The organism is Herbaspirillum sp. GW822-FHT03A08 (genome assembly GCF_058801885.1).
In genome coordinates this window covers 25,220-41,158 of record NZ_JBXANR010000002.1, presented here as the reverse complement: position 1 = coordinate 41,158, position 15,939 = coordinate 25,220, and the positions used below count along the sequence as shown (strand labels likewise).

The window sequence follows — 15,939 nt, the reverse complement described above, 5'->3', positions numbered from 1 at the left end:
GATAAGAAATGGATCGGATTGCTCACGACAGGTTCAACTTGCGGTTGCACCGGCAGCCGGCGCGCCTGCCGCAATCTGATGCACGCGCAGGCAGCTCACGACGTGGCCGGGCGAGAGCGTCTCTTCGCGCGGCTGCACGCTGCGGCATTCGGCGACGGCGTATTTGCAGCGCTCGGCAAAGGCGCAGCCGGGCGGCAGGTTGCTCAGGTCCGGCGGTACGCCGCCGATGGTTTCCAGGCGCTGGCCTTTTTGCATGGCGCCGTGGCTGCGGCTCTTGAGCAGCGACAAGGTGTAAGGATGGCGCGGCCGCGTCAGCAGCTCTGCCGCCGGACCTTGCTCGATGATCTTGCCGGCGTACATAACGGCGATGCGGTCCGCGACTTCGGCGGCGGCGCCGATGTCGTGCGTGACGAAGACGATGGACAGGCCGAGTTCCTTTTGCAGATCGCGCAGCAAGAGCAGGATCTGAATCTGCACGGTGGCGTCGAGCGCGGTGGTCGGTTCGTCGGCCAGCAACACTTTGGGCGAGCACGACAAGGCCAGTGCAATCATCGCGCGCTGGCGCATGCCGCCGGACATCTCGTGCGGATAAGCGTCGAGACGGCGTTCCGGACTCGGAATGCGGACTTTCTCGAACAGGCTCAGCGCCTGCTTGTGCGCTTCGCTCTTCGATACTTTCTTGTGGCGGCGAATCGCTTCGATGATCTGCGCACCGACGGTGTAGACGGGATCCAGCGCGAGCAAAGGCTCCTGAAAGATCATCGCCACGGTGTCGCCGCGCAAGGCTGCCAGTTCACGCTGCGACATCTTCAGCACGTCCTTGCCGTCGACTTCCAGCCCGCCGCTGATGCGGGTCGAGCGTTCCGAATGCAGGCGCATGATGGAGCGCAGCGTGACGCTTTTACCCGAGCCCGACTCCCCGATCAGCGCTACCACTTCGCCCTGGCCGACGGTGAGGTTGACGCCGTTGACGGCGCGGATCAGTTTTTTCGGCGCGAAGAATTGCACTTGCAGATCGCGCAATGAAATCATGTCATGCATAGCTGGCCTCGCTGGCAAACAAAGAGGCGGTGTCGGCTTCGTAACGCAGACAGGCGACGCCGTGGCCGCTATCGTCATCGGCAAACACCGGCGCGCGCTGGCTGCATACCGGCTGGGCAAATGCGCAGCGCGTATGGAAGCGGCAGCCGCCCGGCGGATTGATCGGATTGGGCGGATCGCCCGCCAGCGGCGCTTCCATCGTGCGTTGCAGCGGATCCATGCTGGGCATCGATTTGAGCAGCGCGCGCGTGTAGGGATGCTTGGGCTGGTCGAACACCTGATCCGACGAACCGATCTCCACCACCTGACCCAGATACATCACCAGCACGCGGTCGGAGATGAAGCGCACGACATTGAGATCGTGGCTGATGAACAGATACGTCAATCCGAATTCCTGCTTGAGGTCGAGCAGCAGATTGAGCACCTGCGCTTCGACTGATTTGTCGAGCGCCGATACGGCTTCATCGAGAATCACCAGACGCGGCTCCAGCGCCAGGGCGCGCGCAATGTTGACGCGCTGACGCTGGCCGCCGGACAACTCATGCGGATAGCGGCCGGCAAAACGCTCCGGCTGCAAGCCGACGCGCGCCAGCAGATCGCGTGCGCGAGTGATCGCTTCGCGCGACGGCACGCCATGCACTGTCGGCGCGAAGGCGATCGAGTCTTCGATCGTCATGCGCGGATTGAGCGAGGAGTAGCTGTCCTGAAACACCATCTGCGTCTGGCGGCGAAACTGGCGCAGCGGCAAGGCGCGCGAGCCGACCGTTTCGCCGTCGAACACCAGCTCGCCGCTGTCCTGATTGATCAGCTGCATCAGCACGCGCGCCGTGGTCGACTTGCCGCAGCCGGATTCGCCGACCACGCCCAAGGTCTCGCCCTTGAGGATGTCGAAGTTGACGCCATCCACTGCACGCACCGCGCTGCGTGGCGAAGCAAAGGGCAGGCCCTTGCCCTTCAGCGGAAAATGCTTGAGCAGATTGCGCACCTGCAGCAAAGGCTGGCGCGGTCCGCCGATATCGCGTTCGTCTGTCATTGCTTGACCTCCATTGCCGAACGCAAGCCGTCGGACAGCATGTTGAACGAAATCGATGTGATGAAAATGAAGGCGCCCGGCAATGCCGCCACCCACGGTTGTGTGTAGATCGCCGTGCGCAGCGTGTTGAGCATCAGGCCCCACTCCGGCTCAGGCGGTTTGACGCCGAGGCCGAGGAAGGACAAACCCGAGGCCAGGATCATCGACACCGAAATCAGGCTTGTCGAATACACGAAGATCGGCCCGAGCACGTTGCCCAGCACATGGGCGCGCACGATGGTGAAGGCGCTCGCTCCCGAGGCACGCGCCGCGTCCACGTAATCGCTGCGACGCACCTGCGTGGTGACGCTCTCGGCAATGCGCGCAATCTGTGGAATGAAGACAATGGTCAGCGAAGTCAGCGCATTGACGATACCTGCGCCAAGCGCGCCCGACAAGGCAATCGCCAGCAGCACCGACGGAAAGGCGTACAGCACATCGATGGTGCGCATGATCGCGGTGTTGATGAAACCGCCGGCATAACCGGCCAGGATGCCGATGCCGCTGCCGATGACGAAGGCCATCAGCACCGGCGTGATGCCCATGAACAGCGACAGACGGCCGCCCAGCATCAGGCGCGACAGCAGATCGCGGCCGAGTTCGTCGGTGCCGAAGAAGTGATCCGGCGTGCCGATCGGTTTCAGGCGCGTGAACATCGAGGTGGCGAAGGGATCGGCCGGCATGATCCATGGCGCGAAGATCGCAATGCCGATCAGCGCCAGCAGGATGACGGCGGCGATCATCGCCAGCGGGTTACGGACGATGCGCGCGGCGACATTGGCCCAATGGCCGCGCGAGCGTTTGTAGGGTGCTACCACGTCAGAAGAAACAGCAGCAGTCGCCGGTATGGCTTGCATAGTCATTGTCAGGCCCTTTCTATGCGAGGATCGAACACGGTTTGCAGGATGTCGACCAGCAGGTTCAGCGACACGAAGAACAGCGCCAGCACCAGGATCGTGCCTTGCAGCAGCGGCAGGTCGCGCTGGAAGATCGCCTGGTTCAGCAGGAAGCCGGTACCGGGCCAGGAGAACACGGTCTCGATCAGAATCGAGCCGCCCAACAGATAGCCGAGCTGCAAGCCCATGACAGCCATGGAAGTCGGGGCGCAGTTCTTGACCACATGGCAGAACACGCCGAACTCGCTGAGACCGCGCGCTCTCAGGCCGATCACGAATTCCTGCGACAGGATGTCGGCCACCAGCGCCCGCACTGTGCGCGCAATGATGCCCATGGGGATGAAGGACATGGTCACCGCCGGCATGATCAAATATTTGACGTGTTCGAAATCCCATACCCAGGCAGCCGAACCGTCAGGCCCGGCTCCGGTCGCGGGCAGCCACATCAGTTGCGAAGAAAAGATGATGACCAGCACCATGCCGAGCCAGTAGTGCGGCACGCTGACGCCGATCACGGAGATGAAGGAAGCGATCTTGTCGACCCAGGAATTACGGAAATAGCCGGCGACAAAACCGAACAGCGAGCCGAAGAAAAAGCCGATCAGTGTCGCCAGCGCGGCAAGCATGAAGGTATTGCCGACGGCCTTGAAGACTTCTTGCGCCACCGGACGTCCGGTGGCGATGGAACTGCCGAGGTCGCCGTGCACGGCACGCCAGACCCAGCTGAAAAACTGTTCGGGATAGCTGCGATTGAAACCGTAGAGTTCCATCAGCTGCTTCTGCAAATCGACGGACGCATCCGGCGGCAGAATCGACACCAGCGGATCGCCCGGTGCAATATGAACCAGCATGAAGCACAGGAATGCCACACCCAGCATGATGGGCAAGGCATACAGCACGCGGCGGATCAGATAGGAAATCATGGGGAGTCTTCAGTAAGTCATTCTTGCCGCCGGCATTACCCTCGCAACGCCGGCAGCAATGTTTACAACGTCAGTTCAAATCTGCACTTAATCCATCGACATGGTGGCGATATCGATGAACCAGCTTTGCGGCTGCACCACGCCCTTGACCTTGGCCGAGATGGCGCGCGGACCGGTGTCATGCGCCACCCAGACGAACGGCGCTTCATCGACGATCTTGGCATGCAGCTGCGCCAGCAGAGCGTCGCGCGGCTTGGCGTCAAACGTGGTGCGGGCCTTGGCGATGATGGCGTCGACTTCCGGGTTGCTGTAGAAGCCCCAGTTGTTCGACACCGGCGGCGCGGCCTTGGAGCTGACGAAACGCACCATCGCGAAGAACGGATCCATCGAGGCGAAACTGATGTTCACCGCATCCGAACCGTGGGCGCTCGGATCTTTGGCGCCGATGCGCCAGTTGGTGTACAGCGTGTTCCATTCGATCACGTCGAACTGCACATCGAAGAAGCAGGCCTTCAGGTTTTGCTGCATGAACTCATTCATCGGCAGCGGCTGCATCTGGCCGGAACCGGAGGCCGAAATCTGCACCTTGACCTTGAGCGGCTTGGCGGCCGAGTAACCGGCCTCGGCCATCAGCTTGCGTGCGCCGTCCGGGTCGTACTTGATATGGAAGCTCGGATTGCCGCGCCATGGATGGCCCGGCTCGACCGTGCCGGTGGCTTCGCCCATCAGGCCGCCCAGCAATTGCTTCATCGCGGGACGGTTCACGCACAGGTTGGCGGCGTAGCGCACGCGCTTGTCCAGCCATGGCGAGCCGGGCACAAAGGACAACTGCCACGGCCACACGTGCGGTTGCGGATTGGAATAAATCTTGAAGCCGCGCGCCTTGATGGTGTCGAGCGCGTCAGGCGCAGGTGCTTCGATCCAGTCGACCTGGCCGGACAACAGAGCGGCGGTGCGCGAATTGGCTTCCGGCAGCGGCAGCATCACCACCTTGTCGATTTGCGGACGGCGTTTGGCATCCCAGTATTCCGGATTTTTCGCCAGTTCCAGACGCTCGCGCGGCACGAACTTGGTCATCTTGAACGGACCGGTGCCGGAGGCGTCGGCGGCGAACGCGGCCCATGCTTGCTTGGCACGCTCGGCCTTGTCGCTCACGGAACCCGGAACGGCGGCCAGCTTCTTGGCCCATTGCAGCGGCGAAGCCATGAACAGGTTGGTCAGATTGATCGGCAGGAAGGAATCCGGCTCGGACGTGGTCAGCTCGACGGTAAGGTCGTCGATCTTCTTGGCCGAACGCAGCGTCGGCATGCGCGATGCGGTCACGCCGACCTGGCTCGGGTCGAAGTTGGGCGCATCCTTGTCGAGCACCTTGTTGACGTTCCACACCACGGCGTCGGCGTTGAAGGCGGAGCCGTCATGGAACTTGACGCCCGGACGCAGCTTGAAGATCCACTTGGTCTTGTCCTTGGCGTCGACCGCCCACGACACGGCCAGATCGGGAATCACTTCGCTGGGCTTGTCGGCTTTGGACAGATCCCATTGCGTCAGGCTGTCGTACATCGGGATACCGGTGAAGCGGTTGCCTTCAAAACCCTGGTCAGGCTGGCCCAGCGTGCGCGGGATGTCGCCTGCGGTCATGGCGATGCGCAAGACTTTTTCAGCGTGCGCGCCGGCGCTAATGAGCAAGCCGAAAGCCAAAGTACAGGCCAAGGTGAGTGCGCTTGGTTTGGTCAGTTTCATGTTGATGCTTCCTTTACGAGAACGACGTGATGGAGGACTTGGTTTTTTACGGTGAAGCAAAGTTGAATCAGAGGTGAAACAAAACGGTCACGGCTGCAAGAATGAAATCCCGGCGCGCGCAGCGGTATGCAGCAAATGCGCCTGCATTGCCGCGCGGGCGCCGTCGGCATCGCCCGCCGAAATCGCCGCCGCGATGGCGCGATGTTCTTCGGCCGGCTCCCAGATGCGCGAATGATCGGCGAACGGCAGGCGCAGGCTGTGACTGATGCGGGTTTCAAAATCGCGGGAAATCTGCAGCAGGCCGGAGTTGCCGGACAACTCGGCGATCAGCTGATGGAAGGCCAGATCGGCCTGCGAGGCGCTGACCAGGTCCACTGTCTTGAGGGCATCTTCGAAGCGCGTCTGCACGCTCCACAGGCGCGGTGTGGTGTGCATGTTGGTGACGCGCGCAGCCAGTGCAGCGGCGTCAGGCTCAACCACATAGCGCAATTGAAAGGTCGATTGCAGCTCTGCCGAGGAAGGTGCCGCCGAGGTCGCCTTTTCCTTCGCAGCTGGATGGCTGCGGCCGGAGGTGACGAGCGTGCCCTTGCCCGGCATGGAGCGGATGAAACCCAGCGCTTCAAGCATCGACAAGGCTTCGCGCAAGGAGGCGCGGCTGATGCCCAGCGACTCGGCTAGGTCGCGCTGGCCGGGCAGCATCTGGCCGGTTTTATAGGTCCCGGACAGGATCTGGCGTTGCAAAGTTTGCGCAGCGATATTGGGCATGCTCATCGGTTTTCCCTTTTTTGGTCTGACTGGTCAGACCGCAAGAACCGATATAGCAATTGATATGCCACCTACCTCGAAAAATGGCGATTACATAGACAGAAACGGGCTTGCCGCGTTGACGAATGCGAGCGCAAGAGGTGGCGATAAGCGATGAAAAAACGCTCCGAAAAAAACCGCCGCACGAATTTCATGCAAGCGTGTGCGCGAAAGCGTGCACGAAAAATGGAGATGAAAAATGAAGAGAGGCGACACGCAAGTGGGCGAAGATTTTTCCGCCCAGCGCGTGATCATCACCTCCCGTCGTCCTGACGAAAGCCGGGACGACGGCGAAGGATAAGAAGGTATCGGCGAGAAATTTGCTTCAGCAGCGCTGATGCAATCAGGCCTGAGGCATCACCGCCGGCATGGTGTGACGCGCGACGTAGCGATACAACAGCAGCGCAGCAACCCCGCACACCGCCATCACCGTCACCAGAGGCAAGGCCGTGCCGTCGTGCCACAAACCCATCACGACGCCGGACAGCATGCCGATGCCGAATTGCAGCGTACCCATCAGCGCCGCCGCCGTGCCTGCTTGTTTTCCTTGCTGCGCCAGCGCGATGGCCGAGGCGTTGGGACCGACGAAACCGTGACAGGACAGGAAGCCGAAGAAACCGATCAGCAGCAGCGGCAGACTCTCGTAGCCGCAGACGACCAATACCGCCACCGTGGTGGTCAGGATGGCCGGAATCCAGATGATCTTGCCCAGTACGCGGTCGGCGCTGCGTTTGATCACCAGACGTGCATTGATCTGTGAACAGGCAATCAGGCCGATGGCGTTGGCGCCGAAGACGAAACCGAAATTCTGCGGCTTGATGCCGTGCAGTTCAATGATCACAAACGGGCCGCCTGAAATATAAGCGAACAAGCCGGCCTGAATCAGACCGCCGCACAAGACGTAGGCCATGAACTGGCGATGCCGCAACAGATCCAGATATTGGCGCAGCACGCGGCCCAGATGCAGCGGCACCACGTGGGCCTGGTCGCGGGTTTCTTCCATCACGCGGTGGGTGCAGATCAGACAGATGGCGCCGAACACGGTCAGCGTTGCGAAGATGGCGCGCCAGGTCGAGAAGGTTAGCAACAAGCCGCCGATGAACGGCGCGAGGATTGGCGCCAGGCCGAACACCAGCATCAGCATCGAGAACGCGCGGGCGGCGCCTTCCGCGCCCATCTTGTCGCGCACCACGGCGCGCGGGATCACCATGCCGGAGCTGCCGCCGAGTCCCTGAAAAAAACGCAGCACCAGCAGCGTTTCGATATTCGGTGCGAAGGTACAGCCGATCGACGACACCACGTACAGGCAGATGCCGAAATACAGCGGGGGCTTGCGGCCGAAGCGGTCGCTGATGGGACCATAGAACATTTGCCCAAGCGCCAGGCCAATCAGGAAAGTCGACAGCGTCAGCTGAATCGTGTTGCTGCCCACGCCGAGATCTTTGGCGATGAAGGAAAAACTGGGCAGGTACATGTCGATCGACAAGGCGCCCATCGCCGTCAGCGCGGCCATCAATATCAGCCAGCCGGGAAGGCGTTTGCCCTGAAAAGGCGAAGAGTCTGTATGCATGAAAAAATGACAAATACCGCCTGATGCAAAAGACGGTCGAACCAGAAGAGAGGGAATGATTTGCGCAAATTGATCGTCGCAGAATGGCATGCGACGCCCGTCATTATACCGTCTGAGAGATAAAGCTTCCGGCAGGCGCTGTAGCCGGGCAAACCCGCGTGAGCCGGATACACGCAAAGATGGCGCGGCGACAACGAAGACGTAAATTTTTCCACAGAACCCTCAACATTCGTCTGCAGAATACGTAAAAGATGGCACACTGAATATTAAATAAAGATGGAATAAAAAAGCTGGACGAATACTTCTCCGTACTACGCGGAATGTTTTTATCGGTAGCCAGATTGGGGAAGGTTTCAGGAAAGATTCATGGGTCACGCAAGAAGAAAAAGAGCCTCGGGTGTTCTCACCACGTTTGCCGCCACTGCCGTTCTCTGTTGTTGCAGTCTGTTGTCGGGCTGCGATCAATCTGCCGACAGCACTTCTTCCGCGCCTGCGACGCGTACACGTCTGACGGCGCTGGTATGGGCTCCTGACTGGCCGGATGAAATGCACAAGATCGCCGATGCTTTCCACCGCGAAAATCCTGACATCACCGTCGACGTGCAGTTCATGATCGGCAATTCGGTCGAAGAAAACCTCAAACCCAAAGTCGCCACCAACAACCTGCCCGACCTGATCTCGATCAATGCGAATGCTTATGCCGCCGAGCTGGCGACGCAGGGCATTCTTGCCGACGTCGGCAGCAGCGCCGCCTGGGACAATATGCTGGACTCGCTCAAGCCGGACTGGACCACGTTGTACGGCAAGCGCTTCGGCATTTCGGGCGGAGTCGCGGCGACGCTGATCTATTACAACAAGGACATGTTCCGCAAAGCCGGCATCAAAAGCCTGCCGGGAAATTTCAACGAATTTCTTTCCACCTGCGCGGCATTGCGCAAGGCCGGTTTCACGCCCATCGTCTGGAGCGGCGCGTTTCCCAACATGCTGGCCAACGGGCCGTTCAGTTTCGGTTTTGCCAATAATGTAGTGGCGCGTTATCCGAAGGACTGGAAAGCCCGCATCGCCGATGGCAGCCTGGATCTGAACAACGACGCCGCGGTCGACATTTTTTCCAAGATCAAGCTGATTGCCGACAAGGGCTACGTCCAGCGCGGCTACATGAGCACCAGCTATGACGAAGGCAACCGTCTGTTCGCAGAGGGCAAGGCGGCCATGGCGTTCCAGGGTACGTGGTCATCGGGCCAGTTGATGCATGGCAATCATTTTGAAACCGGGACATTTGTGCCGCCATGGAATGCGCCGGGAAAAGCCGTGGTGCCGGTGGTCGGCAGCGAAACAGGTTTTGCCGTGGCTGAAACACGCAACAAGAAAGCCACGATGAAGTTCCTCGAATTCATCTACGACAGGGGTTATCCCATCATGCAAAACAAGCGGCAAAATGTCTCGCCGCTGAAATACGTCGGCGGCAAGACCGTCACCGACCAGCAAATCGTCGACTATGTGCAGCATGCCACACAGGCGCCGCTGACGGCGGGACCGTATTATTCTTATCTGCCGACCAACACCATCGACATGCTGCATCCGCTGCTGCAAGATGTGCTGTTCGGTAAAAAGACGCCGCGCCAGGCCGCCCAGGCGCTGGAGAAATCGATCCGGCATGAAGCCAGAACGGAGAACAAATAAGCGATGCTTTTTCTGCCCGCCCCAACAGCACCGGCGACACGCGATAGCGCGTGCGGAAAGCTGCCGCGATGAGAAAGCTGCTGGATTTCCTGTCGCTGAAACTGCTGCGCAAGATCGAGATCCGCTATCGGCTGATCAATTCCTTCATGCTGGTGTCACTGGTGCCACTGCTGATTGCCGGCATCGTCGCCTATCGCGAATCGAGCAACGCTTCGCAGGAAAAGATCCGCATCTTCGCCGGCGAAGTGGTCAAGCAGGTCGCCCAGAACATGCTGCAGCAGATCGAGAAGATCGAGTCTTCCAGTGAAGAACTGGTGATTTCCGAGCGCATGCAAGGCGCACTGACGGCCTATTACAGCCGTAACGAATCCGAGCGCGTCGCCGCGCATGCCGAGATGACGCGGCTGATGCTGGAGAACTACGGCTCCTTTGAGTACGTCAATCAGAAGTACGTGCTCGACCGCAAGCACCGGATCATGGACTCGCAAGTGTTTGCCCAACTCGGCGACGGCGTCGCCCACTTCGTCGACGAAGCGCCCGACATGAAGGGCAAACCCTACTGGAGCACCTACAGTACCGCCGCCGGCCAGAAGAGCGTGGTGATGCTGCGCGACATTCTCTTCAAGGGTAACAACCGGCTGGCGGGCACCTTGTTCATCGGACTCAAGCCCTCGCATTTTTCGCGCATCTTCGATTCGGTGGATCTCGGCTACGGCTCGCGCCTGTTCGTGGTCGACAGCCGCGACGGCCGCATCGTTGTCGGCAACCAGGACAACAGCGACGCCGTGGAAGCCGGCCTGGTCGGCGCCATTGCCCAGACGGTCGCCGGCGGCGGCAAGGACTTCACGTCTTACCAGGACAGCAACAAGAAAAAACACCTCGCCGCTTTTGCACCGATTCCGCATACCGACTGGATGGTGGTCAGCACCACGCCGCTCAATGCGCTCAACGCCGAGGTGCGCTCAATCCGCAACAAGATCATCTTCATCGGCGTGCTGTGTTTCATCGTTTCGTTCGCGCTGTCCTTCATCATCGCGCGCAGCATTTCGCTGCCCCTCAAGCAACTGGTCGGCGTGATGAAGGAAACCAAGACCGGCAACTATCTGATCCGCATGGATTACGAAGGCAAGGACGAAATCACCGTGCTGTCGCAGCGCTTCAATGAAATGGCCAGCAAGGTTTATCAGCACAACGAACATCTGGAAGAACAGGTCGCCGCGCGTACCCGCGAGCTGGAACTGGTCAATCAAAAACTGGAAGCCCTGAGCGCCACCGACAGTCTCACCGGCATCGCCAACCGCCGTCGCTTCGACGAGGCGCTGGCCACCGAATTGCGGCGCGCGGTGCGCTCGCAAAAGCCGCTGGCGCTGCTGATGCTGGATGTGGATTTCTTCAAGAATTACAACGATCGCTACGGCCATCTGGCCGGCGATGCCTGCCTGCGTACCGTGGCGCAGATCCTGCGCACCAGCTCGCGCCGCGCCACCGATCTGGCGGCACGCTACGGCGGCGAAGAGTTTTCCATCATCGTGGCCGAAAGCGACAGCGACCATGCGATGCAGCTGGGAGAAAACATCCGAGCCGCCATCGAGAACCTGCGCATCCCGCATGAGGATTCGCCGTTCGGCTACGTCACCTGCAGCATCGGTGTGACGGCGGTGCTGGTCGACGAGGGCATGAGCACCGATACGCTGCTGCGCATGGCCGACGTGGCAATGTACCTGGCCAAATCGCAGGGACGCAACCGCGTCGTGCTCAACGACCGCAACGGCATCGCCGGCGGACCGGCGGCGGATTGATTCACCTACCCGGTATGGCGTTTCTCTCGGCAAGGCTTGCCTCTCACAGGCATTAATTTTTCAATAACAAAACGCTACATTCCCGCGATGTAGTCGTATTCATCGGCCATAAAGCCCCGCTTTACCGGCCTTTTCACCGGATTGCGATGCGGCATGCTGGACTAGTATGCAGATTGCCCCGCGCATCCCCCGCGCGGGAACGACAAAACAATATCTGGACGAGACGAATATGAAAAATATCCGCATTGGTTCGCGGCTGGGGCTTGGATTTGCTCTGGTGTTATCCCTGCTGGTGTTGATGACCGTGATCGGCGTATGGCGCCTGCAGGACATCGGCAGCCGCACCGCCAGCATGATCAGCCAGGATCTGACGAAAGAACGCCTGGCGTCCGAATGGGCCGCCAACATCGACGCCAACGGCGTGCGCACGGTGGCGCTGATCAAGAGCAGCAACCCCGACCATCAGAAGTTCTTCAAGGATCAGGTAGCCGGCACCGTGGACCGCACCAGCGCGGTCCAGAAGCAGCTCGATGAAATGATCAAGTCCGACGAGGGACGCAAATTGTTCAGTTCATTGCTGGAGCAACGCAAGGTCTACAACGATCTGCGCAACAAGGTCTTCAAGATGAAGGAAACCGGCGATGAAGCCGGCGCCTTGGCTGAACTCGACAGCAAGCTGATTCCGGCGATGAAGGAATACACGGCGCGCGTCAACGCGGTCGCCGCGCACCAGAAAGAGGTGATCAATCGCAACGCTGCAATCGTTGACGATCAGTACCGCTCCGGTCGAGTGATTCTGATCGCCGTCGGCGTGGTGGCGCTGCTGCTGGGCATTCTGACCTCGTGGCGTCTGGCCGAAGGCATCACGCGTCCGCTGCACCGCGCCGTACAAGCGACTGCCGCCGTTGCGGCAGGCGACCTCAGCAACCACGTTGTCGTGGATCGCAAAGATGAAATCGGCCAATTGCTGCAAGGCCTGCATGACATGACGCAAAACCTGCTCAAGACTGTGCGCGAAGTGCGCTCGGGCGCCGACACCATCGCCACTGCCTCGTCGGAGATCGCTACCGGCAACCTCGACCTGTCGTCGCGCACCGAACAGCAGGCCGGTTCGCTGGAAGAAACCGCCTCCGCTGTCGAGCAACTGACTTCCACCGTTAAACAGAACGCCGACAACGCGCGCGAAGCCAATGCGCTGGCCTTGTCGGCCTCCAAAGTCGCGGTCGAAGGCGGCGCCGTGGTTGGGCAAGTGGTCGACACCATGGAAGCCATCAACGAATCCTCGCGCCGTATCGTCGACATCATCAGCGTGATCGACGGCATCGCCTTCCAGACCAACATCCTCGCCCTGAACGCTGCAGTGGAAGCTGCCCGCGCCGGCGAACAAGGCCGCGGCTTTGCGGTAGTGGCCTCGGAAGTACGCAGCCTGGCGCAACGCTCGGCATCCGCCGCCAAGGAAATCAAGACGCTCATCGGCGACTCGGTCGACAAGGTCGGTTCAGGTACGCGTCTGGTGGAACAGGCCGGCAAGACCATGGCCGACGTCGTCAGCAGCGTCAAGCGCGTGAGCGACATCGTGGCCGAGATCAGCGCCGCGACGCAGGAACAGAGCACCGGCATCGGCGAAGTCAATCACGCCATCACGCAGATGGATCAGGTGACGCAACAGAATGCAGCGCTGGTGGAACAAGCTGCAGCCGCGGCCGGCTCCTTGCAGGATCAGGCCGCGCGTCTGGCGCAGGTTGTCAGCGTATTCAAACTGGATGCCAACGGCGTTGCCGTCGCGACATCCGACACATTGCCACGTGCACCGGGGGCGGCAACGCCGCTCAGGAATATCACGCCACAGCGTCCTGCTGCAATTGCTCGCGCTGCGGACAAACCTGCAACACGTCTGATCCCGGCGCCGCAACCTGTGAGAAAGCCGGTCAACGACGGTTCGGAAGATTGGGAAACCTTCTGATCGCAAACTGCATCTTGCATGTGAACCAGCCGTTGAAATAAAAAACGGGCGCCTGTAAAAAGGCGCCCGTTTTTTTAAATTATCCGATTTAAGCCTGCTCGGCTCAGACATGCCCGAGCTTGAATTGCCGCCCGGCTTCGGCCAGCTTGCCGGCCTGCGCCTGCAACAGTTCCGAGGTGGCGGTGGCCTGCTCCACCAACGCGGCGTTCTGCTGCGTGGTGTTGTCCATCTCGGTGACGGCCTGGTTGATCTGTTCGATACCGGCGCTTTGTTCATGGCTGGCCGTGGCGATCTCGCCCATGATGAGCGTAACGCGTTTGACGCTTTCCACCATCTCGCTCATGGTGACGCCGGCTTGCTCCACCAACCGGCTGCCGGAACCGACTTTTTCCACCGAGTCGCCGATGAGGGTCTTGATTTCCTTGGCTGCGGCCGCGCTGCGTTGCGCCAGGCTGCGCACTTCCGATGCCACCACCGCAAAGCCGCGGCCTTGTTCGCCGGCACGGGCCGCCTCTACTGCAGCGTTCAAGGCCAGGATGTTGGTCTGGAAGGCGATGCCGTCAATCACGCTGATGATGTCGACGATTTTTTTCGAAGATTCGTTGATGGCGCCCATGGTGTCGACCACTTGCGAGACCACGCCGCTGCCTTTGACGGCCACGTCGGAGGCGTTCTGCGCCAACTGGTTGGCCTGGCGTGCGTTCTCGGCATTCTGCTTGACGGTGGACGTGAGCTGCTCGATCGACGCGGCGGTTTCTTCAAGCGAACCCGCCTGCTGCTCGGTGCGCGACGACAAGTCGAAATTGCCGGAAGCGATTTCATTAGCTGCTGTAGAAATCGATTCGGTGCCGGTCTGCACTTCCGACACGATCTTGCGCAGCGCTTCATTCATTTCATCGAGTGCTTGCATCAGCTCGGCGATTTCATCCTTGCCCTGCTTCTCGATGCTGGCGGTCAGATCGCCCGCCGCCACCATCTTGGCCACCTGCAGCGCGCGCTTCAACGGCGTCGTGATGCTGCGCGAAATGATCAGCACCGCCACCACGCTGATAATCACCAGCAAGACACCCAGCACCATCATCAGCTGCATGCCGCGCGTATTGGTGCGGTCGATGTCGACGGCCATCTGGTCGATCGCCTTGCGCTGCATCGCCAGGAGGGCGTTGACCTTGTCCGAGTAGGCCTTGGACGCCGGCTCGAATACGTCCTTGTAGGCTTTCTCGGCCGCAGGACCGTCGCCGGTCTTGCGTGTATTCATGACCAGTTCCTTGGCGGCCTGGTACTTGTTGCGCGCGGCGATGATTTCCTTGAACAGCGCCTTTTCATCTTCCGAACTCAGGCGCGGCTCGATCTGCTTGATGATACCGCTGCCCGAGACGACGCTGGCGGCAATGGCTTCCTTGAAGGTCTCCGACAGATTGGCATCGGAGCTGCGCGCAATCATGGAGGTGCGCACAATCGCCGAATAGGTGAGCACGAACCAGTCGGCAACCAACCGCTCTTTGGCCAGCGGCAGCTCCATCATGGCACGGGTGGATTCTGCGTTGCGCCTGGCATTGATCAGCCCCATCGAAGTGGAGATGATTGCCAGGATCAGAACGATGGCAAAACCGAAAATCAGGCGGCTGGAAATCCGCATGTTGGAAAGTTGTTTCATGATGGCGATCGTCCCCGCTTGCTGTCGTTTTGATGTAGTTCCCCTCGCCCTTTTCTCCCGGACTTGAATGCAGATTACCGCGTTTTAAACATACGGAGAATATATATTGTCGGTAAAGTTACACTGTTGCTGCGCAACATAAAGCGTCAATGATTTGCACTGCGATTTGTGCTGAAATCAGTTTCCGTCATTACGCTGCAAGCGCACCTCGGTTTCGCGCTCGACATAAGCCCACTCGGGCGTGCGGCGCAAGGCAGCGAGAAGGTCGTCAAAGGCGCTGGCATGTTCGGGAGCAAACTCGAACCAGGTCAGAAAATCGTAGGCTTGTGCAGTGGCAAGATCGCGACAATGATGCAGCCGGCGGGCAATCGGCGGCAGGTAGCGCAAGCCGATTTCTATGTGGCGTGATTGCGTTTCGAGGACGTCGCGCCGCTCGTCCTGTGCTAGCGCCCACCATGCCGCGCTCTTGCGGATGGGAATCAGCGCCGCGTGGGTGGATGCCGGACGACCCAGACCTTGCTGAACGGCAACGAGCTTCTGTTTCTCGACCTGCTGCACATAGCGCTCATTGCTCGTGACGCCTTGCAGCGTCCAGACCGCCGGCCGGTTTGGCACGCCATTGGCGATGTCGAGTTGCGTTGTCATGGCCAACGGTTCACCGGCGATAGCGATGACATCCATCACCCGCCACTGCCCTTGATCACCGCCGGAAAAACTCCAAAGCCGTTCGTTCATGCCTACCCTCGCTGATGATGTTTTTAATTGTTGTTAGTCGCCTCATCACGGCGCTT

The 15,939-nt window shown here is 60.1% G+C and carries 12 protein-coding genes; 3 read left to right on the top strand and 9 right to left on the bottom strand.

What is annotated here, in order from left to right:
* Window positions 1–33 precede the first annotated feature (33 nt).
* The 7 genes from AC1RN6_RS05190 to AC1RN6_RS05160 all read right to left on the bottom strand — a co-directional run bounded on the left by AC1RN6_RS05190 (window position 34) and on the right by AC1RN6_RS05160 (window position 8,046).
* On the bottom strand, window positions 34–1,041 hold the full coding sequence (locus AC1RN6_RS05190) for an ABC transporter ATP-binding protein (RefSeq protein ID WP_493003586.1): 1,008 nt from the start codon (window positions 1,039–1,041) through the stop codon (window positions 34–36).
* Window positions 1,034–2,074 carry an ABC transporter ATP-binding protein gene (locus AC1RN6_RS05185; protein ID WP_493003584.1) on the bottom strand — a complete coding sequence of 347 codons (1,041 nt, stop codon included), beginning with the start codon at window positions 2,072–2,074 and terminating at the stop codon, window positions 1,034–1,036. The genes AC1RN6_RS05190 and AC1RN6_RS05185 overlap by 8 nt, the downstream gene beginning before the upstream one ends.
* Window positions 2,071–2,970 (bottom strand): ABC transporter permease, encoded by a 900-nt coding sequence (locus AC1RN6_RS05180; RefSeq protein WP_493004720.1) that lies wholly within the window; start codon window positions 2,968–2,970, stop codon window positions 2,071–2,073. The genes AC1RN6_RS05185 and AC1RN6_RS05180 overlap by 4 nt, the downstream gene beginning before the upstream one ends.
* Window positions 2,971–2,978: 8 nt before the next feature.
* Entirely contained in the window at window positions 2,979–3,932 is a 954-nt protein-coding gene (locus tag AC1RN6_RS05175) for an ABC transporter permease (protein WP_493003582.1), read from the bottom strand.
* 87 nt (window positions 3,933–4,019) lie between these two features.
* Window positions 4,020–5,672 (bottom strand): ABC transporter substrate-binding protein, encoded by a 1,653-nt coding sequence (locus AC1RN6_RS05170; protein WP_493003580.1) that lies wholly within the window; start codon window positions 5,670–5,672, stop codon window positions 4,020–4,022.
* Window positions 5,673–5,759: 87 nt separating this feature from the next.
* Window positions 5,760–6,443 carry a FadR/GntR family transcriptional regulator gene (locus AC1RN6_RS05165; RefSeq protein WP_493003579.1) on the bottom strand — a complete coding sequence of 228 codons (684 nt, stop codon included), beginning with the start codon at window positions 6,441–6,443 and terminating at the stop codon, window positions 5,760–5,762.
* Between the two features lie 376 nt (window positions 6,444–6,819).
* The gene (locus AC1RN6_RS05160; protein ID WP_493003577.1) at window positions 6,820–8,046 is read right to left on the bottom strand and encodes a Bcr/CflA family multidrug efflux MFS transporter; all 1,227 of its coding nucleotides are present in this window, start codon (window positions 8,044–8,046) and stop codon (window positions 6,820–6,822) included.
* Between the two features lie 366 nt (window positions 8,047–8,412).
* Between AC1RN6_RS05160 and AC1RN6_RS05155 the strand changes: the two genes are divergently transcribed.
* The 3 genes from AC1RN6_RS05155 (at window position 8,413) to AC1RN6_RS05145 (ending at window position 13,491) form a co-directional block, all read left to right on the top strand.
* The gene (locus AC1RN6_RS05155) at window positions 8,413–9,729 is read left to right on the top strand and encodes an ABC transporter substrate-binding protein (RefSeq protein ID WP_493003576.1); all 1,317 of its coding nucleotides are present in this window, start codon (window positions 8,413–8,415) and stop codon (window positions 9,727–9,729) included.
* A 68-nt stretch (window positions 9,730–9,797) separates the two neighbouring features.
* A complete protein-coding gene (locus AC1RN6_RS05150) occupies window positions 9,798–11,528 on the top strand; it encodes a sensor domain-containing diguanylate cyclase (protein ID WP_493003574.1) in 1,731 nt (576 codons plus the stop codon).
* Window positions 11,529–11,757: 229 nt separating this feature from the next.
* A complete protein-coding gene (locus AC1RN6_RS05145; protein WP_493003573.1) occupies window positions 11,758–13,491 on the top strand; it encodes a methyl-accepting chemotaxis protein in 1,734 nt (577 codons plus the stop codon).
* A 103-nt stretch (window positions 13,492–13,594) separates the two neighbouring features.
* On the opposite strand, the gene AC1RN6_RS05140 is transcribed toward AC1RN6_RS05145, so the two are convergent.
* Both AC1RN6_RS05140 and AC1RN6_RS05135 read right to left on the bottom strand, forming a co-directional pair.
* Window positions 13,595–15,148 carry a methyl-accepting chemotaxis protein gene (locus AC1RN6_RS05140; RefSeq protein ID WP_493003572.1) on the bottom strand — a complete coding sequence of 518 codons (1,554 nt, stop codon included), beginning with the start codon at window positions 15,146–15,148 and terminating at the stop codon, window positions 13,595–13,597.
* A gap of 177 nt (window positions 15,149–15,325) precedes the next feature.
* Window positions 15,326–15,883: a chlorite dismutase family protein gene (locus AC1RN6_RS05135; protein WP_493003570.1), complete on the bottom strand. Its 558-nt coding sequence runs from the start codon at window positions 15,881–15,883 to the stop codon at window positions 15,326–15,328.
* Window positions 15,884–15,939 lie beyond the last annotated feature (56 nt).

Bases quoted from the DNA above. Each gene is read 5' to 3' on its own strand.
- AC1RN6_RS05185 (WP_493003584.1), bottom strand. From the start codon at position 2,074: ATGACAGACGAACGCGATATCGGCGGACCGCGCCAGCCTTTGCTGCAG.
- AC1RN6_RS05170 (WP_493003580.1), bottom strand. From the start codon at position 5,672: ATGAAACTGACCAAACCAAGCGCACTCACCTTGGCCTGTACTTTGGCT.
- AC1RN6_RS05180 (WP_493004720.1), bottom strand. From the start codon at position 2,970: ATGCAAGCCATACCGGCGACTGCTGCTGTTTCTTCTGACGTGGTAGCA.
- AC1RN6_RS05160 (WP_493003577.1), bottom strand. From the start codon at position 8,046: ATGCATACAGACTCTTCGCCTTTTCAGGGCAAACGCCTTCCCGGCTGG.
- AC1RN6_RS05165 (WP_493003579.1), bottom strand. From the start codon at position 6,443: ATGAGCATGCCCAATATCGCTGCGCAAACTTTGCAACGCCAGATCCTG.
- AC1RN6_RS05135 (WP_493003570.1), bottom strand. From the start codon at position 15,883: ATGAACGAACGGCTTTGGAGTTTTTCCGGCGGTGATCAAGGGCAGTGG.
- AC1RN6_RS05155 (WP_493003576.1), top strand. From the start codon at position 8,413: ATGGGTCACGCAAGAAGAAAAAGAGCCTCGGGTGTTCTCACCACGTTT.
- AC1RN6_RS05140 (WP_493003572.1), bottom strand. From the start codon at position 15,148: ATGAAACAACTTTCCAACATGCGGATTTCCAGCCGCCTGATTTTCGGT.
- AC1RN6_RS05190 (WP_493003586.1), bottom strand. From the start codon at position 1,041: ATGCATGACATGATTTCATTGCGCGATCTGCAAGTGCAATTCTTCGCG.
- AC1RN6_RS05145 (WP_493003573.1), top strand. From the start codon at position 11,758: ATGAAAAATATCCGCATTGGTTCGCGGCTGGGGCTTGGATTTGCTCTG.
- AC1RN6_RS05150 (WP_493003574.1), top strand. From the start codon at position 9,798: ATGAGAAAGCTGCTGGATTTCCTGTCGCTGAAACTGCTGCGCAAGATC.
- AC1RN6_RS05175 (WP_493003582.1), bottom strand. From the start codon at position 3,932: ATGATTTCCTATCTGATCCGCCGCGTGCTGTATGCCTTGCCCATCATG.